Genomic DNA, 23,385 nt, shown 5'->3' with positions numbered 1-23,385 from the left:
CGTGTGATGAAGGTCAAACTGTGACGAAGTCTGCTCCCCTATCTTTCGGTTCCAAGATTCTCCCTCTTACTTCGGCACGATTTTTTGCTGCCATGTTTGTCGTCTTCTATCACGGTTGGCTAATCATTCCTTCCCATCGGGATCAGCATGACCTTCTTTCCCGCTTCATCGGGTTGGGGTATGTAAGTGTGAGCTTTTTCTTCATGCTTTCCGGCTTTATTCTGGCCATCGTCTACCTTGGCTCGGGTAAGCCGGTGCAGCCAAGGCGCTTTTTCGTTAGCCGCTTCGCTCGCATTTATCCTCTTTATATTGCGGCTCTGCTGTTGGACTTGCCTCACTTTCTTCATACGTTTCGTTCAAGTGGTGCGACTTCAATGCATGCGGTTGGTGTCGTGACTGCCAGCGTCGCTCTTGTTCAGGCATGGTCGCCCTCGTTGACGGGGCTGAACATCCCTGGCTGGTCTTTGTCTGCGGAAGCCTTTTTCTATCTTTGCTTCCCTTTGATCGGTCCACTTCTGGCGAAGCTGCGGTTGCGCACATCGCTCGTAGCAGGCCTCTTGATCTACGCCACTGGTGCCGGGATGGTGCATGCCCTTCATGGTTCGGGCCAGACTTATTCTCCCTTGCCGCACCTGTATGTTTTCCTGCTTGGAATCAACCTTGCAACACCATTCCGATGGGTCATGGAAGAGTCTGAGCGAAGGCGGGCGTTGGAGCGGAGCGCGCCTTACCTGATCGTCGTAAGTCTTGCTGCCTTCCTTGCGATTCCTGTCTTCCAGCTTCCGATCTCTGAAAACGGCTTGCAGCATGGGCTTTTGGCTCCGCTTTTCGCGGTCGTCATCGTTGCCCTTGCCAGCGGCAACCGCCTTATCGATTCATTGCTTTCGCCGAAGTGGCTTGTGGTGTTGGGCGAAGCGAGTTTCGCTCTGTATCTCATTCACATGCCCATTGCCACGATGCTGCGGCGTCCCTTGCAGCACTATGGCACCCCGGCATTCCTGGCCTACGCCTGCCTTGTGACAGCACTCAGCGTGCTGAGCCTCGTGTACTTTGAGACGCCCTGCCGTTTGTGGATACTCGCAAAGGAGAAGGTCCGCAGCCGCGAAACGCAAGCCACCAGCGTCCTGATGCAGTAGATGTCCACTGCCAAATCCGTGACGTTCGTAAATGCCCAAAGTTATGTGGGAGACTCTTGGTTCTCGTTCCCGTTCGTGGTTCAATTCGTAGCTGATATGAAACAGCACTTCCGAGCCACGGTGGAGAAAGGTGATCGCGTGCTGGGCTGGACGATGGCGCGTGTGCCTTTCGACCCAGCCGTCGTCTGGAAAGAACGCATTCGTTCGCGGGTGAAGGGAACGATCAACGGCTTCGTATTTCGTACCTCGCTGTTTCCGTTCGCTGGTGAAGAAGGAAAGTACTTCCTGCTGGTGACGAAGGCGATGCAGGCTGGTGCCGGGGTGACGCCGGGCCATGTCGCGATGTTCGTGCTTGAGCCGGACCTTGACCCTCGCGAGGCGGAGTTGCCGGAGGAACTCGATGCGTTGCTTGATGACGAAGACGGGCTGCGTGCGTGGTACGAGTCGCTGACGGAGTACACGCGGCGCGAGATCGGCAAATGGGTCTCCGACGTCAAGAGTGATGAGGCACGTATGCGTCGCGCGCAGACGATGGCCGAGCGGATGTTCTTCACCATGGAAGCCGAGGCAGAATTGCCACCTGCGATCCGTAAGGCGCTGGATGCGCGGCCGAAGGCGAAGTCTGGCTGGCCCGCGATGACACCGACACAGCGCCGTATGGAGCTGTTCGCCGTCACGGCATATCAATCGCCTGAGTCACGCGCGAAGCGGATCGATAAGCTGTGCGATGCCGCAGAGAAGCGTGCGTCGAAGTTGTAAGTGGCGCATGCTCGCCGCTTGCGCGAAGACCTTGCCGCGATAAGATGTTCGCAACTATGCGCTCTTCACTCCGCTCTGTTGTCGTCTCGTTGGCACTGCTTGCAACTCTTTCTGTTCCTGTGCGTGCGCAGCGCATCAGCGCGGATGGTGCGACGCAAACGTTTGGGTTCGTCGCTGATCAATACTTCGACGACGTTTACTTCAAGTTCAATCCCACGAGCGGGACGACCGTGGGGTATCACCAATACGACACGCAGCTTGAGGATTACTCGGCTGGTGCGATTGCGAAGCAGACGGCAGCGCTGCATCAGTACCAGACGAAGCTGGAGGCGATTCCGGCGGATGGTCTTGATGCTCCAGTTGCCGCGGATCGCGAGATCCTGCTGAACTCCATCAAGTCGCAGTTGCTGAGTCTGGAGACGATCCGGATGTGGCAGAAGAATCCGGACAACTATTCGAGCGGTGTAACAGGTTCTATCTTCACGTTGATGGAGCGTCCTTACGCGCCGGTGAATGCGCGGCTCCGTGCGGCGATTGCGCGCGAGAAGCTGATTCCGCAGGTCTTTGCGGAGGCTCGCAAGAACCTGCAGAACCCACCGAAGATCTACACCGAGATCGCCCTGGAACAGATCGACGGTAATATCAGCTTCTTCCAGCATGATGTTCCGCTGGCCTTTGCGGACGCGACCGATGCTGCGGCGAAAGCGGAGTTTGCGAAGACCAACGCTGCTGTTGTCGAAGCCATGAAGAGCTACGCGGCCTGGATGAAGACGGATTTGCTGCCGCGGTCGGGCGGCGAGTTCCGGTTCGGCGTGGATACGTACCGCAAGAAGCTGTTGTACGACGAGATGGTCGACACGCCGCTGGACAAGCTGCTGGCCGTGAATGATGCGAACATGAAGGCCAATCAGGCCGAGTTCGCGCGGATTGCGAAAGATCTCGATTCTAAGAAGACACCGACCGAGGTACTGGCAGAGCTGGCGACCATCCATCCGGCGCCGGACAAGCTGCTGGATGCTTTCCGTGACAGCTTCAACGCGGAGATCACATTCATCCAGTCGCACCACATCATCACGCTGCCGAGCAGCGTTCGACCTGTGCTGGAAGAGACACCGCCGTTCGAGCGGGCTACGACGTCGGCCAGCATGGACTCGCCCGGACCCTTTGAGACAGGTTCCACCAAGGCGTACTTCAATGTCACGCTTCCAGAAAAGGACTGGACTCCGGAACATGTTGCAGAACATATGGCTCAGTTCAACGTGGGAACAATTGTGAGCACCAGCGTGCACGAGGCATTTCCTGGTCACTTCACGCAGTTCCTTTGGCAGGACAAGTTCCCGTCGAAGATCCGGAAGCTGACGATGGCAGCGACCGACGTGGAAGGCTGGGCTCACTACTGTGAGCAGATGATGCTGGACGAAGGCTTCTCGATACCGGGCGCGGATGAGCGGACGTTGAAGCTGGTTCGGCTGGGACAGTTACAGGATGCTTTGTTACGCAACGCTCGCTTTACCGTGGCTATCAAGATGCATACGGAAGGCTGGACGACGGATCAGGCTGAGCAGTACTTCGTGACCGAGGGTTATCAGTCGCCGTCGGTTGGCAAGGTGGAGACGAAGCGTGGCACTTCGGATGCAACGTATCTGTATTACACGTTAGGTAAACTAGAGATACTCAAGCTGCGCGCGGACGTTAAGGCGAAGCAGGGAGCTCGATTCAACCTGCAGGACTTTCATGACACGTTGATGCGACAGGGACCGGTTCCGATCAAGATCGTGCGACAGGCAATGCTTCACGATGGGTCTCCTGTGCTTTGAACTGCAATGGAATGCATGAATTGGGTAGATGATTGTCCTGCACATGGACGTCATCGACGTACAACGGATTCGGTATAGGCTGCTGCAGAGCCGTTCAGTAGCATTGGGCAATTGAGTTGACTGCAAGACTTCTCGGAAAGTGTTTGGACAAATGGCAAGCATGACGCAAACGATTCGCAAGGCTGTATTTCCTGCCGCTGGTATGGGCACCCGCTTCCTCCCCGCTACCAAGGCCACTCCTAAGGAGATGCTGCCGCTGGTCGACAAGCCGCTGATCCAGTACGGCGTGGAAGAGGCCGTAGCCGCCGGCTGCACAGAGATCATCATCGTGACCGGCCGTGGCAAGGGCACGATGGAAGATCACTTCGACCGCGCACCGGAGCTTGAGGCTTCGCTCGAGAAGCGTGGCAAGACCGCGTTGCTGGAGATTGCACAGTCGGTTTCGAAGCTGGCAAAGATCACCTACGTTCGCCAGCCGGAGGCACTTGGCCTGGGCCATGCCGTTCTGATGGCGAAGGAACTGGTCGGCGATGAGCCTTTCTGCGTGTTGCTGCCAGACGACATCGTCGATGCGACCGTTCCGTGCATGAAGCAGATGGTCGAAGCCTTCAACCGCACCGGATCGTCGATCCTGGGCAGCGAAGTGGTGGAGGGTGAAGCGATCTCGCAATACGGCTGCCTGGATTGCGCACCGGTTGAAGGCGATGAGCGCCTGCTGAAGGTTCGCGACATGGTCGAGAAGCCGAAGGCGAGCGAGGCACCGAGCCAGAACGCGATCATTGGTCGCTACATCCTGACGCCGCGCATCTTCAGCCTGCTGGAGCAGTTGACGCCTGGCGCCGGTGGCGAATTGCAATTGACGGACGGCATCAAGGCGCTGCTGCAGTACGAGAGCGTCTACGGCTTCACGTACGAGGGCAAGCGTCACGATGCAGGCGACAAGCTCGGCTTCCTGAAGGCTACCGTTGAGTTCGCACTGAAGCGTGACGACCTAGGCCCGAAGTTCCGCGAGTGGCTGAAGTCGTTCCCTCTCTAGTTCTGGGCGGGGTACCCCCCCCCTTTTTCCTGTAAAAATTAGATTCTAAAGGACTTGACGATTCCCGAATCGGCAAAAATTAGATTCCAAAGGACTTACGGGTAAAAATCAGCAAACAAAGGACTTAGGGCAAATCACAGATGTCTGTGATTTGCCCTATTTCTATTGTAGATAGATTGGGGAAATAACCCGCCAAGTTTATTTCCTTTTGAATGTTGGGTTTAGGTGCGTTTGGGGCTTGACAGGATTCTGGCCGCTCGGCCGGGCGACGCCTCTTTCATCTGAGGGGGATGAGCCTTGTGGTTCGCTTCGCGAATAACCCACCCTTTCGCGATGAAGCCGCGAAAGAATGGGGCACCCGGTGTTGTGGGCCTTACAGGCTTTCGGTGATCTGGTTGAACTCTGCTTCGGAGAGGCGGAAGGTTGCTGCCGGTAGTACTCCGTCCACCTGCTGGGCGCTGCGGCCACCGACGATGGCTGCGGTGACGGCGGGGTTGTGGAGTGTCCAGGCTATTGCGACTACTCCAGCTTCCACGCCGTGCTTTGCTCCGATCTCCTTGAGCTTGTCCGCGAGTGCCAGATTCCTGGTGAGCTGCGGTTCCTGGAACGCCTTGGCTTTTTTGCGGAAGTCGTCGTCCGGGAAGGCTGCGACGCGCTCTTTGGTCATCTTGCCGGTGAGCAGGCCGCTTTGCATGGGCGAGTAGTTGATGACGCCGATGCCCTTCTTTTCGCAGAAGGGCAGAATTTCCGCCTCGTTGGTGCGGTTCAGCATGGAGTAGGGCGGCTGGAGGCTGGTGATGGGGGCGATTTTGAGGGCGCGCTCCATCTGGCTGACGTTGAAGTTGGAGACGCCGATCCAGCGAACCTTGCCTTCCTTTTGCAGATCGGCCATGGTGCCCCAGCCCTCTTCGATCTCTTCGTCGGGGATGGGCCAGTGGATCTGGTAGAGGTCGATGGCGTCCAGCTTCAGGCGCTTGAGGCTGTCCTCGCACTCCTGGCGGATCTGCTTCAGGGTGCGGACGATCTGACGATCTTCGCCCCAGGTCATGGCGCATTTGGTGAAGACATAGGGCTTTTCGCTGACACCCTCGAGAGCATGCGCGACCACCTCTTCGGAGTGTCCCAGGCCGTAGACGGCTGCGGTGTCAATCCAGTTGATGCCCTTGCCGATGGCGTGGCGAATGGCCGCGACGGATTCCTGGTCGTCCTGCGAGCCCCAGCCGAACTGCCATCCGCCGCCGCCGATGGCCCACGCGCCGAAGCCGATGGCGGTGAGGTCGAGATCTGAGTTGCCGAGTTTCCTGGTGGTGCCGAGGGTGTTTGTGCTCATAGGTAGAAGGATGCACCGGAATTGGATCGCGCAGGTACATCTGGGGCGGCTGAATTGCGCCTCCAAGTGATTCGCTCAGACATAATGAGGCATGTTCAGATCTTTTCTGTTGATCTCTCTTGTGTGCCTAGCGTCCTCAGCAGCGTCCGGTCAAAGCGCTCCGCCTGCTGAGGATGTGGGTCCCGCCAAGGCATTCGTACGCGGAAGATCCGTCCGCTTTATGTCAATCACGCAGGGCGATGGAGGGACTGGCGAAGAGTTCCAGCCGGCCAGTGGTAAACCTGGCACTTGGCCGAGCGTCCTTCTGGTGCCGGGTCGCGGTGGTCTCACGGACTCCATCAGGAGTGCGGCTTCGGCCTTGGCCGCTCAGGGGTACAAGGTTCTTGCGCTGGATCCAACCGACGGTACTGCTCCGACCAAGTTGGTGGGGAAGCCCGTTTGGACCGAGGGTCCGCACGACAAAAACGTTGAAAGAATTGAGTACGCGCTGGTTTATCTAGAGGCTTGGATGATGGATCCCTCAAAAATTGCTGTAATTGGATGGGATGAGGGAGCAACACTCTCCGCGGACGTAGCCGTAGCCGAGGAAAACGTTAAGGTCCTGGTGACGAATGACGGGCAGTTGCCAATTGATCCTGCTTCGGTCGCGCGACTTAAAGCAGCCGTTCTCGGAAACTTCAGCGCCTTGGGGCAAGTGGACCGTGATGGGATTAATACGTTCGCGACAGCCATGAAGCGCGCTCGCAAAACCACGGATTTGAAGGTCTACGTGAACGCGAGAGCTGGTTTCGAAGAGCAAGACTCGGAGAGCTACCGCCCGGGAGACGCCGCCGACGCCGAGCAACGGACTTTGCTCTTTCTGACGAAATATCTACCTGTGGCGGGGCTCTCACGATCACGGACGTCCCACTAACCTTTTCCGATCTGCCCGGTCTATTACTGTGAGATCGATCTTCTGACTCCGGAGTCAGTGCACGATGGGTACAACAGCTTTTGGTGACACGATGAGTGGCGGCGCTTTTGCTTCAAATGCCAGCTTTGCTGGAAATACCGGCGGTTTTGCCGGAGGCGGGGCATTGGCGGCGGGTGCTGTCGCGGTAGAATCGCCAGCAGTGGCGAAGGCAGCGGCAGGTCGGGCGGGACGGGCAGCGCTTACTCCAGCGCAGATGGAAGCCCGTGCGCAGCAGCGGCTGGAGGATGACGAACTCATCCGACAGGCGCAACGCGGCGAACGTGACGCGTTCGACCAGTTGGTGCGCCGGTATGATGGCGCGGTGTTACGGCTGGCGCTGCACATGCTGGGCAATGAGCAGGACGCGCAGGATGTGCATCAGGAGGCGTTCCTGAAGGCCTACCGGCACCTGTCGAATTTTCGGTTTGAGTGCTCGTTCTATACGTGGCTGTATCGGATTGTGACCAACCTTTGCCTGGACGCGCTGCGCCGGCGTAAGAGTCGTCGTGAAGATCCGGCAGTTGTGATGGACGGCAGCGGTGACGCGATCGACCTGATGAGCAACATCAGCGATGACCGTGCGGGTGCGAACCCGGAGCTGGAGCTGCGGCGGAACACGCTGCATCTGCGGATCCAGGAGGCGTTGAATCAGCTGACGCCGCGTGAGCGGATGGTGTTTGAGTTGAAGCATTACCAGGGCCTGAAGCTTCGCGCGATTGGCGAGATGCTGCAGACCACGGAAGAGACGGCAAAGAATACGCTGTTTCGCGCGACGCGGAAGCTGCGCGCGAATCTGGCGGACGCTTAGGACAAGTTTTAGTTTGGAGTTTTAGTTTCTTTGAGATTAAGCGCTTCACTTGCAACTCAAGCTAAGAACTAAGACGAAGAAGCAGGACCCCGCAGATCAGGCACAGGCCGGCGCGGGGAGTTTTACCCAGACCACGGCAGGCGATCGAGACACGTACGACCGGCCGGGATAGAAGCACGCAACATCTTTTTGGAAGCCATACAAGGAACACGCGCCATGAATTGCGAAGAAGTGAGAGAACAACTCGTACTGTTGGCCTACGACGAGCTCCGTGAAGCGGAGCGGGCCGATCTGGAGCTCCATCTGCGGGGATGTGCAGGCTGCCAGGAAGAATCCGAAGCCCTGAATGCAATGACCAACGTGCTGGCACAGGAGTCTGTGCCGGTGGTGACGCCGAATATGCTGGCGGCCAGCCGGATGCGTCTGGACGAGGCGTTGGATGAGGCTGGGAAGAGCACGTGGAGCATGCGCCTTCGGGCTGCGCTGCAGGGCACCTGGCAACATCTTTACGCGGCACCTGCGTTGGCGACACTGCTGGTGGGCGTTGGATTTCTGGGTGGCAACATGCTTACCCGGTACCAGGTGGCGCATGCGCCGCAACCTCATGGTGGGCTGGTCGCGACCGAGGGTGAAGGGATCATTGGCAACATTAGCGGGATTGTAACGACGCCGGATCCGGATGTGATCCAGGTGAAGTACACGCAGATGGTCCCGATGATGTTCCAGGGCCGTCTGGATGAGCCGCAACTGCGCCGGTTGTTGACGCTGGCGGCGCAGCACAATAGCGATAATGGCATCCGCGCGATCTCCGTGGATCTGCTGGCGAAAGAGTGCAAGGCCGGTCATGTGTGTGAGCACGGCGAGGGCGATGCAACGGGTTTCCGGGATGCGTTGCTGGTGAGCCTGCGGTATGACAAGAGTCCGGCCGTGCGGCTGCGTGCGCTGGAGGGTCTGGGCCCGTACATCGCGCAGGATCAGAAGGTCCGCGATGTCGTACTGGAGAGCCTGATGAGGGATTCCAGCGCAGATGTGCGGACGCATGCCATCGGGATGCTGGAGCCGGTCGAGGGCGACTCGAGCGTTCGGCAGGTGCTGCACACGGTATCGACGCAAGACGAGAATCCTTACATTCGCACTGCTTCCATGCAGGCGCTGGGGACCGTCGATGGGATTCAGTAGGCAGTTTGCGATTGCGGGTCTGGCGGTAGCGTTTTCGGTGGGAGCAGCCGGGGCGCAGACGACGCAGGTGCTGATGAGCAGCGCTGCGGAAATCGATGCAATGTTCGCGGGAGCGGGTTTCGGCGCGGCGGCTGGTGGTCACTCGCAGCCAGCAGCGGGATACCTGGGGATTGCATTCCATGATGTCAGCGACGGCGATATCGGGTCGATGCACTTGAAGGACGGCCACGGCGCCGTGATCGTCATGGTGGATCATGATGGACCTGCGGGTAAGGCCGGACTTCGTGAGCGCGATGTTGTGCTGAGCGTAAACGGCGTCACGGTCGATGGCGAAGAGCAGTTGCGCAAGATGCTGCATGACATGCCGCCCGGAAAGTCGATTGCGCTGTACATCTGCCGCGGCGGTGCGGAGCAGACGGTGACGGCGGTGATGTCGACCCGTGAGGAAGTGGATAAGCAGGCTCGGCAGCGATACATTGTGCCGGTTCCAGTGGACGACACGGCGATTGTTGTTGCACCGCCGGAGGCGCCGGCGCCGAAGAGCAGATTCGGCAATGGCTTCATTACGGGACATCTGTTGCCGACGCCGACCTATACGGGGGCGACGGTGGATGCCATGGGCGCGCAGTTGGCCGACTACTTTGGCGTGAAAGACGGCAAGGGTTTGCTGGTGCACGAGGTGGAGACGAACAGCCCGGCGGCTGCGGCGGGTCTGCGTGCGGGCGACGTGGTCACGCGGATGAATGGTGGTCGAGTGGCGACGGAGAAGGACTGGACGCGTGCTCTGCATGAGAGCAAAGGTCGTCCCGTGGTGATGACCGTGATCCGCGAGCGGCGTGAGCAGACGTTGACGATGGTGCCGGATAGTAAGCGACGGAGCGCCCTGGGTGATGCGGTCGAGCCACGTGCGACACCGGCCCCGGTTATGATGCTGCGATAGCTGTCCTGCCGTGGGATGCTGCCGGGATGCCCTCTCGCCTCTATACTGAGGCCACCGATGGACAATCTCGAGCCGCTTCGCCCCAACCTGGACGACTACCTGCTGGATAACGCCTACGACGAAATGTTCGCCGGGCCTGACCAGCTGCGCGGCACCTACGAAGTTCTGATGGAGCAGTTTTCTGCCCTGCCGCGTGCTGAAGTCGAGCGCCGAAAGCAGGCTGCGGATCTCTCCTTTCTGAACCAGGGCATCACGTTTACGGTCTATGGCCGGGATGAGGGTACGGAGAAGATCTTTCCGTATGACCTGCTGCCGCGCATGATCACAAGCACAGAGTGGGCGACGGTGGAGAAGGGCCTGACCCAGCGGATTACCGCGCTGAACCTGTTCCTGAAGGACATTTACACGGAGGGCCGCATCCTGAAAGAGGGTGTGGTGCCGCGTGAGCTGGTGTACAGCTGCAAGCAGTTTCGGCGGCACATGATCGGGCTGCAGGTGCCGCGGAATGTGTATATCGCGGTGGTTGGGACGGACCTGATCCGGCTGGAGAACGGCGAGTTTGTCGTGCTGGAAGATAATCTGCGCGTGCCCAGCGGCGTGAGCTACATGCTGACGAACCGGCGCGTGATGAAGCGGATCTTTCCGCAGATGTTCCGCAAGTACAACGTGCGACCGATTGAGCAGTACACGCAGTTGCTGCTGGGAACGCTTCGGTCGCTGGCGCCTGAGGGGCGTCCGGAGCCGAATATTGTTCTGCTTTCGCCGGGCGTTTTTAACAGTGCGTACTACGAACATGCGTATCTTGCCAGACAGATGGGCATCGAGCTGGTCGAGGGACGCGATCTGGTGACACACGACAACGTCGTGTACATGCGTACGACGAGCGGTCTGAGGCGCGTGGATGTCATTTATCGGCGCGTGGATGACGACTTCATCGATCCGATGAGCTTCCGCGGCGACAGTATGCTGGGCGTGGCGGGGCTGTTCAATGCGTATCGCGCGGGCAATGTGACGCTGGCGAATGCCTTTGGAACGGGTGTTGCCGATGACAAGGCGCTGTACGCGTATGTACCGGCCATCATCAAGTACTACTTGAGCGAAGAGCCCGTGCTGAAGAACGTGGAGACGTATCTGTGCGCGCGGCCGATTGAGCGGCAGCATGTGCTGGCGAATCTGGACAAGATGGTTGTGAAGGCCGTGGGTGAGAGCGGCGGGTACGGGATGTTGATTGGGCCGCAGTCCACCGCGGCGCAGCGTGAGGAGTTTGCACGGAAGATCGAGGCGGATCCGCGGAACTACATTGCGCAGCCGACGATTCAGTTCAGCCGCGCACCCTGTCTGTTTGGTAATGGGTTCGAGCCGAGGCATGTGGATCTGCGGCCGTATGTGCTGTACGGCGATAAGGTGAGCATCGTGCCGGGCGGCTTGACGCGCGTGGCGTTGAAGAAGGGGTCGCTGGTTGTGAACAGTTCGCAGGGTGGCGGCAGCAAGGATACGTGGGTGTTGAGTCAGTAATGGATTTCCGGTCTTCGCTTCTGGGTGTGGTGTTTCTGTTTGGATTGAGTGCGGCGGCACAGGTTCCCGCCGGACCGCAACCTTCGGCGACGACCCCTGCGGCGGATGCCTCCGCGACACAGACGGCGGCGCCGACGATGTTTCCGCACTCGGAGACGAGGCCCTGGTATATCGCGGGGCAGGCGAACAGTATTTTGCAGGGGCACGGGGCGTTTCACTCGCCATATGAGGGTTTGAACAGCCTGGTCTCACGCGGCGAGTACAAGGTTTCGCTGGTGGGTACGCTGTTCCTGGGACTGCAGCCGTGGCAGTTGTTGGAGGGCGGCGAGTCGACGAAGGCGCTGCGCTACAACACGGATTTGATCCTGCATGTGGAGGCGACGGGCGGCCGCGGCATCAGCCAGGCGCTGGGTCTTGCGGGCTTTACGAATCTGGATGTGGTTCGGAATCCGAATCTTGGATCGAAACCTTATATTGCGCGCGTGATGGTGCACCAGACCATCGGCTTTACGGATGAGATGACGGACAATACGCGCGGTCCGCTGGCGTTGGCGACGAAGGTGCCGGTGCGGCGGCTGGAAGTGCGTGTGGGCAAGATGTCGACGCCGGATGTCTTCGACATCAACAGCGTGCTGAGCGACAGCCATCTGCAGTTCACGAATTGGAGCATCGACAACAACGGTGCGTGGGACTACGCGGCGGACACGCGCGGCTACAGCTATGGCGCGACGCTGGACTACCAGGATCGCAACTGGGCGGTGCGTTATGCGCTGATGCTGATGCCGACGGTGGCCAACGGCATCGATCTGGATTGGGCGGTGAAGCGCAGTCGCGGGCAGAATATGGAGTTCGAGCTGCGGCGCGGCTTTCTGCCTGGCAAGAAAGGCACGCATCGGGTGCTGGCCTTTGTGAACAATGCGAACATGGGCAGCTATCGCGAGGCGATTACGGCCTTCCGGAATGGGGCGGATGCGACCCCGGACATTTCCCTGCATCGGCACCCGGATTCGGTGAAGTACGGTTTCGGCTACAACATGGAGCAGGCGGTGACCGATCACCTGACGGTGGCCGGGCGCGTGGGATGGAACGACGGTAAGACCGAGTCGTTTGCCTATACGGAGATTGAACAGTCGGCGCTGGCGGGCGCGAGCTACGACGGCAAGCAGTGGGGCCGTGCCGACGACAAGCTGGGCCTGGCGTTCAGCTCGAATGCCATCAAGCGCTATCACCAGCAATATTTGGCGAGTGGCGGCGCCGGCTTCATCCTGGGCGATGGCAACCTGCGGTATGGTCGCGAAAACATTGTGGAGGGGTACTACAACCTGCACGTGTGGCGTGGTTCGTACTTTGCGACAGGTGTGTCCCACATCAACAATCCCGGCTATAACCGCGACCGTGGACCGGTGTGGGTGCCTTCGTTACGGGCGCATATGGATTTTTAGGCCTCGAAGAAGACTGCACTACACTGTATGGACTAACGCCATGTAGCCGGAGCACCAGACTGCATGACGACATACGAGTGGGATGAAGCGAAGGCAGAAAAGAATCTGCGCAAGCACGAGGTAAGCTTCGATGACGCCCGCGAGGCTCTGGAAGACCCAAACCTCTTCTACCTTCCAGATCGCATCTACGAAGGCGAGCTTCGGCATCAGGCAATTGGTCAGGCGGGCGGTGTTCTTCTATTGATGGTGGCACATACGTTACGAGGCGATGATGAGCAAACACGAGTCCGGATCATCTCAGCACGACCTGCAGAACGACGAGAGCAAAGGCTCTATCGTGACAGTGCAAGCAGGAGCACGAATTACTAGGACACCTGCAGATGCTGAGCGTCTACGACGCCTGGCATCCCGTCCCGACAGTGAGATTGACTTTTCCGATATCCCGCCGCTCACCGCAGAGGAGTACGAAGCAGCAAAGCGAAGCATCGAAGAACGAAGCAGCAAGAAGCTGCAGAAGGCGAGCTAGATGCTTTCAAGAGTTGCAGACAGCCTGTACTGGATGAGTCGCTACCTGGAGCGCGCGGAGCATACGACGCGGCTGCTGGATGTGAACCTGAACCTGATGCTGGATGAGCCGCAGAGCAGCGCGGATCGCCGCTGGCAGCGCGTGTTGCAGGCGCTGGGTTCGCCGAAGGGCGTGAAGTTTGAGGGCGATGCCATTGCACTGGCGCGTTGCCTGACGTTCGATGAGGACGTGCACTCCAGCGTGTTGTCATGCATCATTGCGGCGCGGGAAAACGCGCGGCATGTGCGCGAACAGATCTCCACCGAGATGTGGCAGAAACTGAACAGTCTGTATCTGCAGGTGACGCGGCCGGAGATGCAGAGCGACATGCATGCCGAGGCGCTGCTGCAGCAGAGTGAAGGGCCGACTGAATTTCTGGGCCAGGTGATGGAGGGCGTCCACCAGTTCCAGGGTGTGACCGATTCCACGATGAGCCACGGCGAGGGCTGGCAGTTTATCCAGGTGGGCCGCTTCATGGAGCGTGCTTCCGCAACGGCCATGCTGATGGAGGCCTACCAGCCGGAGCTGTGGGCGAAGCACGACGCACTGCCGGACAGCAATGAGTACCTGGAGTGGATGGGTCTGCTGCGGAGTGCAACCGCGTTTGAAGCTTATTGCAAGGTGTACACCGCGGATCTTGCGCCGGATTGGATCCTGGAATTTCTTTTGCTTGATGAAGACTTTCCGCACTCGTTGCGATTCTCCATCGATGCGATGCAACATGCGCTGGAGGCTGTGCAGGATGTCAGCGGCGGCGTGCGTTCGCATAACCTGAGTCGTATTTCAGGGCGACTGCGTGCGACGCTGAGTTACTCCAGCGTGGAAGAGATTATGACTGGCGATGTGGTGATGTATCTGCGAGACATCCAGATGCAGTGCCGCGAGATTCATAACGCAATCTATGAGCTGTATGTCGATTATTCGATCCAGGCGGCGCTTGCGGGGTAGGGAGTTTCTTGGTGCTGGTTTCTTGTTTCTAGTTGCCGGCTGAAAGATTAATAGGTTTCCCGGGCACTAGGATCACTAGGAAGAAACACGGAGTCCCCATGTACTACACGGTCCGGCATCTTACGAAGTTCGTCTACTCGAATGCGGTGAGCGAAAGCATCATGGAGACACGCATGCACCCGCGGTCGGATGCTGTGCAGCGTTGCCTGAATTTTCAGCTTTCGGTCAGCCCGCGTTGCCGTGTGTTCAGCTATCGCGATCACCTGGCGAATCATGTGCACCACTTCGACATTCCGGGTGCCCATGAGCAACTGGTGATTGTGGCAGAGAGCCTGGTGGAGATGGAGCCCGCGCCGATGGTGCCATCGTTCCTGTCGCCCGACGCGTGGGCGGCGTTGGATGCGGATGTGCAGGATGGCGACTTCTGGGAGTTTCTGTTTCCGAGTGAGTTCACGATGCCAACGCCGCTGCTGGAACAGCTTGGCGACAAGCTGGATGTGCGCCGTCGCGACGATCCCTTGATGGTGTTGCACGACCTGAATGAGAAGCTGTTTCACTACTTCGATTACGTGCCGAAGTCGACCGAGGCGGACTCGCCGATCGACAAGGCGCTGGAGCAGAAGAGCGGCGTGTGCCAGGATTTCTCGCACATCATGATTGCTCTGGTGCGGTCGCGGCTGCGCATTCCTTGCCGGTATGTCAGCGGCTATCTGTACCACGGGCAGGGCGACAAGGATCGCAGTGCGACGAGTGCCACCCATGCCTGGGTCGAGGCATATCTGCCGCAGTTTGGATGGGTGGGGCTTGATCCGACGAACTGGCTGATTGCGAGCGATCGACACATCCGGACGGCCATCGGCCGCGACTACAGCGACGTACCGCCGACGCACGGTATCTTCCGCGGATCGGCGAATACAGACCTGACGGTTGCGGTGCGCGTCTCGCCCAGTGAGGGCACACCGCTGCCGGACCAGGAGCTGCCGGTTCCTGAGGATTGGTCGATGCTGGTGGAGAAGGCGCAGCAGGTGCCGCCACCGCCGCAGCCTGTTGCCGACAGCATCAAGCGCATGCAGCAGATGCAGCAGGCGCAACAGCAGCAGTAGGGCACTTCGTGCCGTTCTCGACGCTTCGCGTGAGCACTTCGTGCTGTTCTCGACGCTTCGCGTGGACAAGCCCGGCCTCGCGCCGGGCTTGCTTGCGTCTGTACCCTCCGCGAACTTCTTCCGAGATTCCATCCCACATCTCAACAGCGAGATGTGGGGCACCCGCTCTATTGATGGTGGTGGTTCTCCGTTGGTGTTACTTCATTCGATGGTGTCCTGTTTGTTGCGATGAAATGACGTGTGTGCGCACACCTTCAACGTGCATCTCACTTCAGCGTTGAGGTGATTGGGCATGAACGAACTGAGCATGAAGGACATTGCAGAGAAGATTGGCGACATTGACTTCACCATGTTGTCGACCAAGACGGAGGGCGGCGCGATTGCTGCTCGTCCCATGAGTAACAACGGTGATGTGGAGTTTGATGGCGACTCGTGGTTCTTCACCTTTGAGGAGTCACGCATGGTCCAGGAGATCAAGGTTGACCCGAAGGTGGGCCTGTCGCTGCAGGGCAAGGGACACCTGCTGGGCAAGCCGCCCCTCTTCATTGCCATGGAAGCGACGGCAGAGTTGATTCGCGACAAAACCGTGTTCGAGAAGCACTGGAAGCCCGAACTCGAGCGGTGGTTCAAGCAGGGCATCGATACTCCCGGCATGGTTCTCATTAAGGCCCATGCGGACCGCATCACCTACTGGGATGGGGAAGACGAGGGTACGGTCAAGATTTAGCGAAGTCTGAGTCTGTTGCATTGATTTGACCTTTGGGGATCAGCGGCATCAGCCGCCGAGATAGGAGCCAACGGGTTATCGGCACTATCCGCTGAAACTTAAGTCCGGCATTGATGCCGGTCTGCGCGGCGGCTATCTCGGCGGTAAGCCGCAGTTCAGCGAGGCCTCGTACTGCGGTACGCCCCGTGCCCTATCACCGATCCGCTAGGGCCGGAACAGCTCTCGCCATGTGCCATCCAGTTGCAGCCATCGTGCATTCTGGCACCAGCTCGTCTGCCACTCCGGCTGATGCAGCAGGCCGTGGCCGCGATCGCACATCTCTTCAGTAGCGTTGGAATCAAGCAGGCTCCACGAAGGCGGTCCCATGCGTGCGGGGCTGCGTAGAAGGCGCATGCAGGTGGGGCAACGCTCCCGCTGATCGTTGAAGGCCCATCCAATCACAATCACGTTGAAGACCAGGCCGCAGGGAATGAGCAGGCCATTCGCGCTTCTTCCGATGAGATGGACGAGCGGCAAGGTCAGGTGTACTGCCAGCAGGTAAACGCTCATGACCAGCAAGAGAAGCTTGGCACCAAGGAAGTACCATCGGCCCGCGCGTTGACGCATGGATGCCGCTTCACCTTCGTATGCATCGTGCGCACTGAATCGCGAGACTACTACTGTCGACGGTACGGTGAGGATTGCGAGCGTGAAGAACCATGCGAAGGTGATCAGACCCCAGCTTGAGAACACTGCATTCCGGAAGTGCGGCTGCACGAGTCCGCCGGCGGCGAGTGCAGCAAAGGCACCAAGCAGGATGCGCAGGCAAAATTCCGGGCTTCGCCAGTCGATGGCTTCCACGCGGTGCTGGAGATGGATGCGCCGCATCATGATGGCATCCGGCACGAGCCCCTGCGCGAGTTCGGCTGCCGCTGCCGGATCTTGCGCGTAGGCATGACTCAGCTCCGCGACCCACTCTGCCTGCCATGTCTCGCGCTTGATGCGTGGGACAACCTTCGCTGCGCGGCCAAGTTGGCGATGCAGGCTGCGCAGTTGCTGGTGCGGACTCATGCCTTCACAGCCTTTGGCCGCGCGAACTGCGCGATCAGCGGGTACTTCTTTTCGGCCTCGACGAGTGCGAGTTTTCCTGCGGCGGTGACCTTGTAGTAGCGGCGGGCGGGCCGGTCTTCTTTCTGGGCCTTCTGCTCGCTCTCCCAGGTGCCGTCGATGAGGCCGTCGTTTTCCATGCGGCGGAGTGCTGGATAGACGGTGCCGCTGGGCAGGCCGGTGATGTTCATGATGTCGAAGCCGTAGCCATGGCCCTCTTTGAGGGTTTTGAGCATGAGCGCGGCGGAGTGCGAGAGGCGAACGGTTTCGGACACGTCGAAGTCCTCCGATCTGACCTATGTAGTTTGCTACTTGACCATGCCGGTTCGTCAAGTGTATGAAGAATGCTACATAGGGGGTGCTGCTTGCTGGAGCTGCGACAGGTGACGAAACGGTATCGGGGGATTCCCGCAGTTGAGGATGTCAGCTTCTGCCTGGAGGCGGGTGTGGTGCTGGGCTACCTGGGGCCGAACGGCGCGGGCAAGTCGACCACGGTGAAGATGATCACGGGCATGGTGGAGCCGACGCATGGGACGATTTCGTTCCGTGGGCAGAGCATCTACGAGGATCTGCCGGCGTACCGGGCGCGGCTGGGTTATGTGCCGGAGGAGGCGCAGGTGTACACGCATCTGAGCGGGCTGGAGTATCTGCAGCTTGCTGGGCGGTTGCGTGCGATGCCCGAGGAGGCGATCGAGCGAAAGGCGCGTGCGTTGCTGGAACTGTTCGGGTTGAAGGCCGCGGTGGAGGCGCCGATCAGCGACTACAGCAAGGGGATGAAGCAGCGTGTGTTGTTGAGTGCGGCGCTGCTGCATGACCCGGAGCTGATCATCTTTGACGAGCCGTTGAGTGGCCTGGATGCGGTGACGGCGCGGCTGTTCAAGGATCTGCTGGTGGTGCTGCGTCGGGAGGGGAAGGCGGTGCTGTACATCTCGCATGTGCTGGAGGTGGTGGAGCAGGTGTGCGATCGCGTGATCATTCTGGCGGCGGGGAAGGTGGTGGCCGATGCGTCGCCGGGTGAACTGACGCGCATGACGTCGCAGCCGACGCTGGAGCGGGTCTTTGCGCAGATGGTGCAGCAGCGCGATACGGCGGGCGTTGCGGAGGACTTGGTGAGCGTGATGCGGGGTGCGCTTGTTTAGCCGGGTGCGGGCGGTTGTGCGCGGGCTGTTGCGGCCGGAACGGGTGACACCGCAGCGGGCGTTGATGGGGCATTTTCTGCGGCAGTTCTTTCAGGGCGGCGATGCGGCTGCGGCGGAGACGTCGATGGTGCGCGCGCTGGCGGGTGTGGCTGCGCCGATGCTGATTACAGCGTTCTGGATTGTGACGCTGGCGGGTGCGCTGCGGGGATGGGGTGCTGCGGGCGTCCATTACCTGTTTGTGCTGTATGCCTTTTGCGCTATGGGATGTGTGACGACGCTGCAGTGGGAGCGGCTGTTTCCGGAACGCATGGACTTTCTTGTGTTGCTGCCGATGCCGCTGCGTGGCTGGACGATCTTTGCGGCGAAGCTGCGGGCGGTTGCGGTGTTGCTGCTGCTGTTTCTGTTTGCTGCGAACGTCTTTGGGACGCTGCTGCTGCCGGTGCTTGCAGGCCGTAGGCTGCCGGTTGCCATGTTCGCGCATGCGGTGGCGGTGTTTGCGGCGGGAGCGGCTTCGGCGCTGGGGGTGCTGGCATTGGAGTCGCTTGTGGTTGCGATGGTGCCGGAGCGGCTGTTTCGCTATGTGGCTCCCGTTGTGCAGGCCGTGCTGGTGTCGGCGTTTTTGGTGCTGTTTCTGAGGATGGGGATTGTGACGGAGAGTTTGCCTGTGCTGCTGTCAGGGCAGAGCGATGTTGGCCGCTGGTTTCCGCCGCTGTGGTTTCTGGCGGTGTATGAGGTGTGCCTTGGCGGGCCTGCTGCGACGCCGTATGCGTATATGCTGGCGCGGGAGGCGTGGCTTTGTCTGCCAGTGCTGTTGGTGTGTGCGGTGTCGCTGTATCCGGCGGCGTGGGCGCGGCGTCAGCGCATGGCTCTGGAGGGCACGCGGAGTGCGGAGTTGCGCGACGGCCGTGTGTGGGCGGGGCTGGTGCATGGGACGGTATTGCGTACGACAGATGGTCGTGCGGTGTTTCACTTTATGCGGCAGTCGCTGGCTCGACTGAGCCGCTATCACGTGGGGTTGGCGGCGTATGCGGGCGCGGGTGTTGCGCTGAGTCTGACGGCTGCGTTTCGGGTTGAGGTGCTGGGAGATAGCCTGCGTGTAAGTCTTATCCAGACGGGTGCCCAGGTGGTGCTGCCGTTGCTGCTGTTCTGGATGGTCGCGGGTTTGAAGACGGCGTTTTCGCTGCCGGCGGACCTGGGGGCTCGGTGGGTCTTTCGGCTGGCGGGTCTGCAGACGCAGCGTGTGATCTCGACCGCGAAGCTGTTTGTCTTTGGTGGGTGCTGCGCGTTGATTGTGATGTTGCTGCTGGCGCTTGCGGCGTGTGGATGGCGTGGTGTGGAGCTTTGGCTGCAGGGTGTCTATGGGGTGATCTGCGCGGTGTTGCTGATCGATGTCTTCTTCTACCTGGAGGCGCATGTGCCGTTTACGCGTCCGCCGTTGCCGGGGCGCAGCAGTCTGCCGATGACGCTGGCGACTTACATCTTCGGCGTGCCGGTGCTGATCCTGCTGATGATTACGCTGGAGCACTGGGCGGGCACGCATGTGTGGCGGGTGGCAGAGGCCGTGGGAGCTGCGGTGGCCGTTCATGGGTTGATGCACTGGTTGCGGGGGCTGCCTTCGCACCCGGCTTCTGCCGATGTGTTTCTGGATGAGTTTACGGAGGAGATACAGACGCTGGGGCTGAGTGCCTAGCGGCAGGACGGAGGGAGGTGGCGCGACCTATACTCTCCGCATGATCGTTCTCTCTGTTCTGTACCCGAAGTCTGCCGGCTCGCGTTTTGACTATGAGTACTACCTGACCAAGCACATGCCGCTGGCCGCGGCTCGCTTCAGCAGCATGACGAAGTCGACGGTAATGCGTGGTGTGTCTGCGCCGGATGGCAGCGCGGCTGCGTATGAGGTGATTACGCTGCTTGAGTTCCCGTCGGCAGAGGCGTTGGCGGCGGATATGGCGGCGCATGGTGCCGAGGTGACGGGCGATGTGGCGAATGCGACGGACATCCAGCCCGTGTTGCAGATCAGTGAAGTGGTTGAGCCGCAGGGGAACTCGCTGGATCTGTAAGGATCGGAGCTGGACCTTGATCCCACGTCTCAGACGCGAGACGTGGGGATATCCGCTTTTTTCCGGCTACTTGGATTCGTTGCCGGTGTAGTAGCCGTCGCGCGCCTGCAGGATAAGTTTTTTCTGTTTGGGGACGTCGACGATGAGCTTGTGGTACCCGGCGTCGTTGTTGGCGGGTGAGAAGCCCAGGCGGTACTGGCTGCGGAGTTCTTCGGCGATCTCGCGGTAGATCTCGGTCAGAGTCATCTTTTTGGTGACTTCGAAGACGCGGCCGCCGGTTTCGTCGGCCATGCGCTCGAGGATCTTCCTGCCGTCGATGCGTTCGCGGTTGCCGCCACCGCCGCTGCGTCCGCCACCGCCGGGGAAGCCGCCGCCGCCACGTCCACCACCGCCCATGCCGGGGATGCGGCCGGGGAAGCCGCCTCCGCCGCCGCCGCGGTCCTCTTCGCCCTTGTAGTAGATGGCGTAGATTGTGGCGTCTGTGCGCTGGGCTGCTTCGATGGCGTCGGTCATGGATTCCTTGCTGCCGCGATCGTCGCCGTCGGTTAGCAGGATGATCGCCTTGCGCGTTGGGCCGTTGATAGCTGGCGTCTTAGCCGGAGCTTCGTCGGTTGTCATTGCGTTGTTCGCGGGAGTGGATGTGGGCGCCTTCTTTAGCACCTCGTTCGAGGAGAGGTAGACGGCGTCGTACAAGACGGTGCCACCGCCGCGACCGGGGCCGCCGCCCGGGCCGCCTCGACCGCCGTGACGGCCACCGCCGTAGCCTCCGTTGTCCCGGCCGCCGTTGCTGTTGTCACTGGGGTCGTTGCTGTTTTCGTTTGGATCGCCGTTGCGGAAGCTGGGTCGGTTGTCGGAGTCAGCCTCGATCTTTTGCAGGCCTGCCTGCAGTTTTGGCAGGGAGGGTGTCACGTCCGCCAGCAGGTCAGCCGACTTGCCGAACTGGACGACGAAGGCGCGGTCGCGGCCGGGCGTCAGCATGCCGTCGAGGAAGGCGGACGAGGCGGTGCGTTCCGCGTCCAGAACGGTGCGCTGGCTGCCGCTGACGTCGACGAGCAGGCCTACGGTCAGAGGCAGATCGTCTTCACGGTCGAAGTAGCGGATCGCCTCCGGCTTGCCGTCTGCGGTCAGCGTGAAGTCTTCCTTGGTGAGCGTCCGGATGAAGTGGTCCTTGCTGTCACGGACAGTGACGGGCACGACGACCAGACGGGCATCGACCTTGAGTGTTGTGGATTGTGAGACGGCGTCGGCCTGTGTTGCCGATTGGGCGAGTGCGTGGGGTGTGTTCGCAGCAGAGGCACACAGAAGCAAACTCAACGCGGAGACAGGGCTGCAGAATCGCATGCCTGATTGGACGGTCGCAGCAGTAGGTAGGCTACGATGCAGCCGGAAATCGCCCGCTACGACCAGTTGAGGCAGCCGCGCGGTGCGTGGACGCGATACCATCGCCGAATGATCCCACAACCCAAGCCTCATCACGCTGGTCTGCAGCGCGGTATGGGCACCGCCGGCGCACTGGGCGCCAATGTGATCGACATGGTCGGTGTCGGGCCGTTCATTACCCTGCCTCTTATCGTGGGCGTCATGGGTGGGCCGCAGGCGATGCTTGGCTGGCTGCTGGGTGCGCTGCTGTCCATGGCAGATGGCTGCACGTGGAGCGAGCTGGGAACAGCTCACCCTGAGGCCGGTGGATCGTATGCGTATCTGAAACACAGCTTTTCACCGCGATGGGGACGTGCATTCTCGTTCCTGTATGCGTGGCAACTGCTGTTCTCCGCGCCGCTGTCAATCGCTTCTGGCTGCATTGGCTTCGCGCAGTATGTCAGTTGGTTTCTGCCGGGCGCATCGCACACCGTGCAGACGGTAATCGCGATCTCGGCCTGCATAGCCTGCACCGCACTGCTGTTTCAGCCGGTGCGCAAGGTGAGCGAGGCGACGAAGGCGCTGGGCATCGTGGTGTTGCTGACGCTGGTTGCGGTGATCGTCATCGGCTTCACGCACTTCTCCTCGACCATGGCGCTGTCGTTTCCGCCGGGAGCGTTTCACCTGGGACATGCATTTTTCCTGGGGTTGGGCGGCGGTCTGCTGATCTCAGCGTACGACTACTGGGGTTACTACAACGTCTGCTTCCTGGGTGCAGAGGTGCGCGATCCCGCGCGGACGATTCCTCGCGCGGTGCTTGGATCCATTGCGATTGTAGGAACGCTGTACCTGCTGATGAATACGGCGGTGCTGGGTGTGCTGCCGTGGCAGTCGCTGATCCATGAGGATGCGGGCGCGCGGCAGTACACCATCGCCATCTTTACGCAGACTGCGTTTGCGTCGCATGCCTGGTCGCATACGGCGGCAAGCTTTGCCGTCGTGCTGATTGCGGTGGCGTCGCTGGCTTCCGTGTTTGCGTTGTTACTTGGCTACTCGCGCATCCCGTATGCGGCGGCCGAGGATGGTAACTTTCCCGCGGTCTTTGCGCGGCTGCATCCGAAGCATCGCGTGCCGACGGTGGCGTTGCTGACGCTGAGCGGCGTGACTATGGTGTGCTGCCTCTTCCGTTTGCAGGAGGTGATCGCGTCGCTGGTGGTTGTGCGTATCGTCTTCCAGTTCCTGCTGCAGGGCGTGGCGGTGATGATGCCGAAGCACCGTGCCGAGCGCCGGCAGCAAGGCCGCTTCCGCATGCCGCTGTATCCGTTGCCGACGTTGCTGGCCATGTGTGGCTTTGTCTACATCCTGCTGTCGCGGCCGCGTCTGCTGGTTGAATTGCGGCCCGTGGCGTTTGTGCTGGTGAGCGGACTAGCCGTCTACGGTGTGCGAGAAGTCCTGACCCGCCGGCGGCAGTCGGTACACTAGGC

Annotated in this window: 22 protein-coding genes; 18 read left to right on the top strand and 4 right to left on the bottom strand. The window is 60.2% G+C overall.

What is annotated here, in order from left to right:
* Positions 1 to 20: 20 nt before the first annotated feature.
* The 4 genes from TERRO_RS19360 to galU all read left to right on the top strand — a co-directional run bounded on the left by TERRO_RS19360 (position 21) and on the right by galU (position 4,748).
* Positions 21 to 1,136: an acyltransferase family protein gene (locus TERRO_RS19360; RefSeq protein WP_169315319.1), complete on the top strand. Its 1,116-nt coding sequence runs from the start codon at positions 21 to 23 to the stop codon at positions 1,134 to 1,136.
* A 96-nt stretch (positions 1,137 to 1,232) separates the two neighbouring features.
* A complete protein-coding gene (locus TERRO_RS19355; protein ID WP_041593554.1) occupies positions 1,233 to 1,895 on the top strand; it encodes a YdeI/OmpD-associated family protein in 663 nt (220 codons plus the stop codon).
* 56 nt (positions 1,896 to 1,951) lie between these two features.
* Positions 1,952 to 3,712: a DUF885 domain-containing protein gene (locus tag TERRO_RS19350; protein ID WP_014787401.1), complete on the top strand. Its 1,761-nt coding sequence runs from the start codon at positions 1,952 to 1,954 to the stop codon at positions 3,710 to 3,712.
* Positions 3,713 to 3,872: 160 nt separating this feature from the next.
* Positions 3,873 to 4,748: a UTP--glucose-1-phosphate uridylyltransferase GalU gene (gene galU / locus TERRO_RS19345; protein ID WP_014787400.1), complete on the top strand. Its 876-nt coding sequence runs from the start codon at positions 3,873 to 3,875 to the stop codon at positions 4,746 to 4,748.
* 373 nt (positions 4,749 to 5,121) lie between these two features.
* On the opposite strand, the gene TERRO_RS19340 is transcribed toward galU, so the two are convergent.
* A complete protein-coding gene (locus TERRO_RS19340; protein ID WP_014787399.1) occupies positions 5,122 to 6,078 on the bottom strand; it encodes an aldo/keto reductase in 957 nt (318 codons plus the stop codon).
* A gap of 220 nt (positions 6,079 to 6,298) precedes the next feature.
* Between TERRO_RS19340 and TERRO_RS19335 the strand changes: the two genes are divergently transcribed.
* The 10 genes from TERRO_RS19335 (at position 6,299) to TERRO_RS19285 (ending at position 16,257) form a co-directional block, all read left to right on the top strand.
* Positions 6,299 to 6,991 (top strand): dienelactone hydrolase family protein, encoded by a 693-nt coding sequence (locus TERRO_RS19335; RefSeq protein WP_014787398.1) that lies wholly within the window; start codon positions 6,299 to 6,301, stop codon positions 6,989 to 6,991.
* Positions 6,992 to 7,055: 64 nt separating this feature from the next.
* Positions 7,056 to 7,838 (top strand): RNA polymerase sigma factor, encoded by a 783-nt coding sequence (locus tag TERRO_RS19330; RefSeq protein WP_014787397.1) that lies wholly within the window; start codon positions 7,056 to 7,058, stop codon positions 7,836 to 7,838.
* A 216-nt stretch (positions 7,839 to 8,054) separates the two neighbouring features.
* On the top strand, positions 8,055 to 9,017 hold the full coding sequence (locus tag TERRO_RS19325; RefSeq protein WP_014787396.1) for a HEAT repeat domain-containing protein: 963 nt from the start codon (positions 8,055 to 8,057) through the stop codon (positions 9,015 to 9,017).
* The gene (locus TERRO_RS19320; protein WP_014787395.1) at positions 9,004 to 9,957 is read left to right on the top strand and encodes a PDZ domain-containing protein; all 954 of its coding nucleotides are present in this window, start codon (positions 9,004 to 9,006) and stop codon (positions 9,955 to 9,957) included. The genes TERRO_RS19325 and TERRO_RS19320 overlap by 14 nt, the downstream gene beginning before the upstream one ends.
* A 57-nt stretch (positions 9,958 to 10,014) precedes the next feature.
* On the top strand, positions 10,015 to 11,472 hold the full coding sequence (locus TERRO_RS19315) for a circularly permuted type 2 ATP-grasp protein (RefSeq protein ID WP_014787394.1): 1,458 nt from the start codon (positions 10,015 to 10,017) through the stop codon (positions 11,470 to 11,472).
* Complete coding sequence (locus tag TERRO_RS19310; RefSeq protein ID WP_014787393.1) at positions 11,472 to 12,914, top strand: carbohydrate porin; 1,443 nt, start codon at positions 11,472 to 11,474, stop codon at positions 12,912 to 12,914. Before TERRO_RS19315 ends, TERRO_RS19310 begins: the two co-directional genes overlap by 1 nt.
* 63 nt (positions 12,915 to 12,977) lie before the next feature.
* Entirely contained in the window at positions 12,978 to 13,283 is a 306-nt protein-coding gene (locus tag TERRO_RS24015) for a BrnT family toxin (protein WP_014787392.1), read from the top strand.
* Positions 13,284 to 13,440: 157 nt separating this feature from the next.
* A complete protein-coding gene (locus TERRO_RS19295; protein ID WP_014787390.1) occupies positions 13,441 to 14,427 on the top strand; it encodes an alpha-E domain-containing protein in 987 nt (328 codons plus the stop codon).
* Between the two features lie 98 nt (positions 14,428 to 14,525).
* Positions 14,526 to 15,530, top strand: a complete 1,005-nt coding sequence (locus TERRO_RS19290) for a transglutaminase family protein (protein ID WP_014787389.1) — start codon at positions 14,526 to 14,528, stop codon at positions 15,528 to 15,530.
* 292 nt (positions 15,531 to 15,822) lie between these two features.
* Positions 15,823 to 16,257, top strand: coding sequence for a pyridoxamine 5'-phosphate oxidase family protein (locus TERRO_RS19285; RefSeq protein WP_014787388.1), 435 nt, complete (start codon positions 15,823 to 15,825; stop codon positions 16,255 to 16,257).
* 204 nt (positions 16,258 to 16,461) lie between these two features.
* On the opposite strand, the gene TERRO_RS22425 is transcribed toward TERRO_RS19285, so the two are convergent.
* Complete coding sequence (locus TERRO_RS22425) at positions 16,462 to 17,307, bottom strand: hypothetical protein (RefSeq protein ID WP_014787387.1); 846 nt, start codon at positions 17,305 to 17,307, stop codon at positions 16,462 to 16,464.
* Complete coding sequence (locus TERRO_RS19275) at positions 17,304 to 17,618, bottom strand: PadR family transcriptional regulator (RefSeq protein WP_014787386.1); 315 nt, start codon at positions 17,616 to 17,618, stop codon at positions 17,304 to 17,306. The genes TERRO_RS22425 and TERRO_RS19275 overlap by 4 nt, the downstream gene beginning before the upstream one ends.
* 90 nt (positions 17,619 to 17,708) lie before the next feature.
* Between TERRO_RS19275 and TERRO_RS19270 the strand changes: the two genes are divergently transcribed.
* Genes TERRO_RS19270 through TERRO_RS19260 form a run of 3 tightly spaced genes read left to right on the top strand, consistent with a single transcriptional unit; the run spans position 17,709 to position 20,542 of the window.
* Entirely contained in the window at positions 17,709 to 18,482 is a 774-nt protein-coding gene (locus TERRO_RS19270) for an ABC transporter ATP-binding protein (protein WP_014787385.1), read from the top strand.
* Positions 18,469 to 20,172, top strand: coding sequence for an LTA synthase family protein (locus TERRO_RS19265; protein WP_157178451.1), 1,704 nt, complete (start codon positions 18,469 to 18,471; stop codon positions 20,170 to 20,172). The genes TERRO_RS19270 and TERRO_RS19265 overlap by 14 nt, the downstream gene beginning before the upstream one ends.
* A 40-nt stretch (positions 20,173 to 20,212) precedes the next feature.
* Positions 20,213 to 20,542 (top strand): EthD family reductase, encoded by a 330-nt coding sequence (locus tag TERRO_RS19260; protein WP_014787383.1) that lies wholly within the window; start codon positions 20,213 to 20,215, stop codon positions 20,540 to 20,542.
* A 66-nt stretch (positions 20,543 to 20,608) separates the two neighbouring features.
* On the opposite strand, the gene TERRO_RS19255 is transcribed toward TERRO_RS19260, so the two are convergent.
* Entirely contained in the window at positions 20,609 to 21,883 is a 1,275-nt protein-coding gene (locus TERRO_RS19255; RefSeq protein ID WP_014787382.1) for a VWA domain-containing protein, read from the bottom strand.
* Between the two features lie 108 nt (positions 21,884 to 21,991).
* Here TERRO_RS19255 and TERRO_RS19250 point away from each other — a divergent pair, with 108 nt between their 5' ends.
* Complete coding sequence (locus TERRO_RS19250) at positions 21,992 to 23,383, top strand: APC family permease (protein ID WP_041592732.1); 1,392 nt, start codon at positions 21,992 to 21,994, stop codon at positions 23,381 to 23,383.
* Positions 23,384 to 23,385: the final 2 nt, after the last annotated feature.

The sequence above is a fragment of the Terriglobus roseus DSM 18391 genome (assembly GCF_000265425.1).
Classification (GTDB): Bacteria; Acidobacteriota; Terriglobia; order Terriglobales; family Acidobacteriaceae; genus Terriglobus; species Terriglobus roseus.
Note: the sequence above shows the minus strand (reverse complement) of the source record. Positions and strands in the feature narration are given on the sequence as shown.

Coding starts and splice junctions, on each gene's coding strand:
- TERRO_RS19355 (WP_041593554.1), top strand. CDS start 1,233: ATGAAACAGCACTTCCGAGCCACGGTGGAGAAAGGTGATCGCGTGCTG.
- TERRO_RS19350 (WP_014787401.1), top strand. CDS start 1,952: ATGCGCTCTTCACTCCGCTCTGTTGTCGTCTCGTTGGCACTGCTTGCA.
- galU (WP_014787400.1), top strand. CDS start 3,873: ATGACGCAAACGATTCGCAAGGCTGTATTTCCTGCCGCTGGTATGGGC.
- TERRO_RS19340 (WP_014787399.1), bottom strand. CDS start 6,078: ATGAGCACAAACACCCTCGGCACCACCAGGAAACTCGGCAACTCAGAT.
- TERRO_RS19335 (WP_014787398.1), top strand. CDS start 6,299: ATGTCAATCACGCAGGGCGATGGAGGGACTGGCGAAGAGTTCCAGCCG.
- TERRO_RS19330 (WP_014787397.1), top strand. CDS start 7,056: ATGGGTACAACAGCTTTTGGTGACACGATGAGTGGCGGCGCTTTTGCT.
- TERRO_RS19325 (WP_014787396.1), top strand. CDS start 8,055: ATGAATTGCGAAGAAGTGAGAGAACAACTCGTACTGTTGGCCTACGAC.
- TERRO_RS19320 (WP_014787395.1), top strand. CDS start 9,004: ATGGGATTCAGTAGGCAGTTTGCGATTGCGGGTCTGGCGGTAGCGTTT.
- TERRO_RS19315 (WP_014787394.1), top strand. CDS start 10,015: ATGGACAATCTCGAGCCGCTTCGCCCCAACCTGGACGACTACCTGCTG.
- TERRO_RS19310 (WP_014787393.1), top strand. CDS start 11,472: ATGGATTTCCGGTCTTCGCTTCTGGGTGTGGTGTTTCTGTTTGGATTG.
- TERRO_RS24015 (WP_014787392.1), top strand. CDS start 12,978: ATGACGACATACGAGTGGGATGAAGCGAAGGCAGAAAAGAATCTGCGC.
- TERRO_RS19295 (WP_014787390.1), top strand. CDS start 13,441: ATGCTTTCAAGAGTTGCAGACAGCCTGTACTGGATGAGTCGCTACCTG.
- TERRO_RS19290 (WP_014787389.1), top strand. CDS start 14,526: ATGTACTACACGGTCCGGCATCTTACGAAGTTCGTCTACTCGAATGCG.
- TERRO_RS19285 (WP_014787388.1), top strand. CDS start 15,823: ATGAACGAACTGAGCATGAAGGACATTGCAGAGAAGATTGGCGACATT.
- TERRO_RS22425 (WP_014787387.1), bottom strand. CDS start 17,307: ATGAGTCCGCACCAGCAACTGCGCAGCCTGCATCGCCAACTTGGCCGC.
- TERRO_RS19260 (WP_014787383.1), top strand. CDS start 20,213: ATGATCGTTCTCTCTGTTCTGTACCCGAAGTCTGCCGGCTCGCGTTTT.
- TERRO_RS19255 (WP_014787382.1), bottom strand. CDS start 21,883: ATGCGATTCTGCAGCCCTGTCTCCGCGTTGAGTTTGCTTCTGTGTGCC.
- TERRO_RS19250 (WP_041592732.1), top strand. CDS start 21,992: ATGATCCCACAACCCAAGCCTCATCACGCTGGTCTGCAGCGCGGTATG.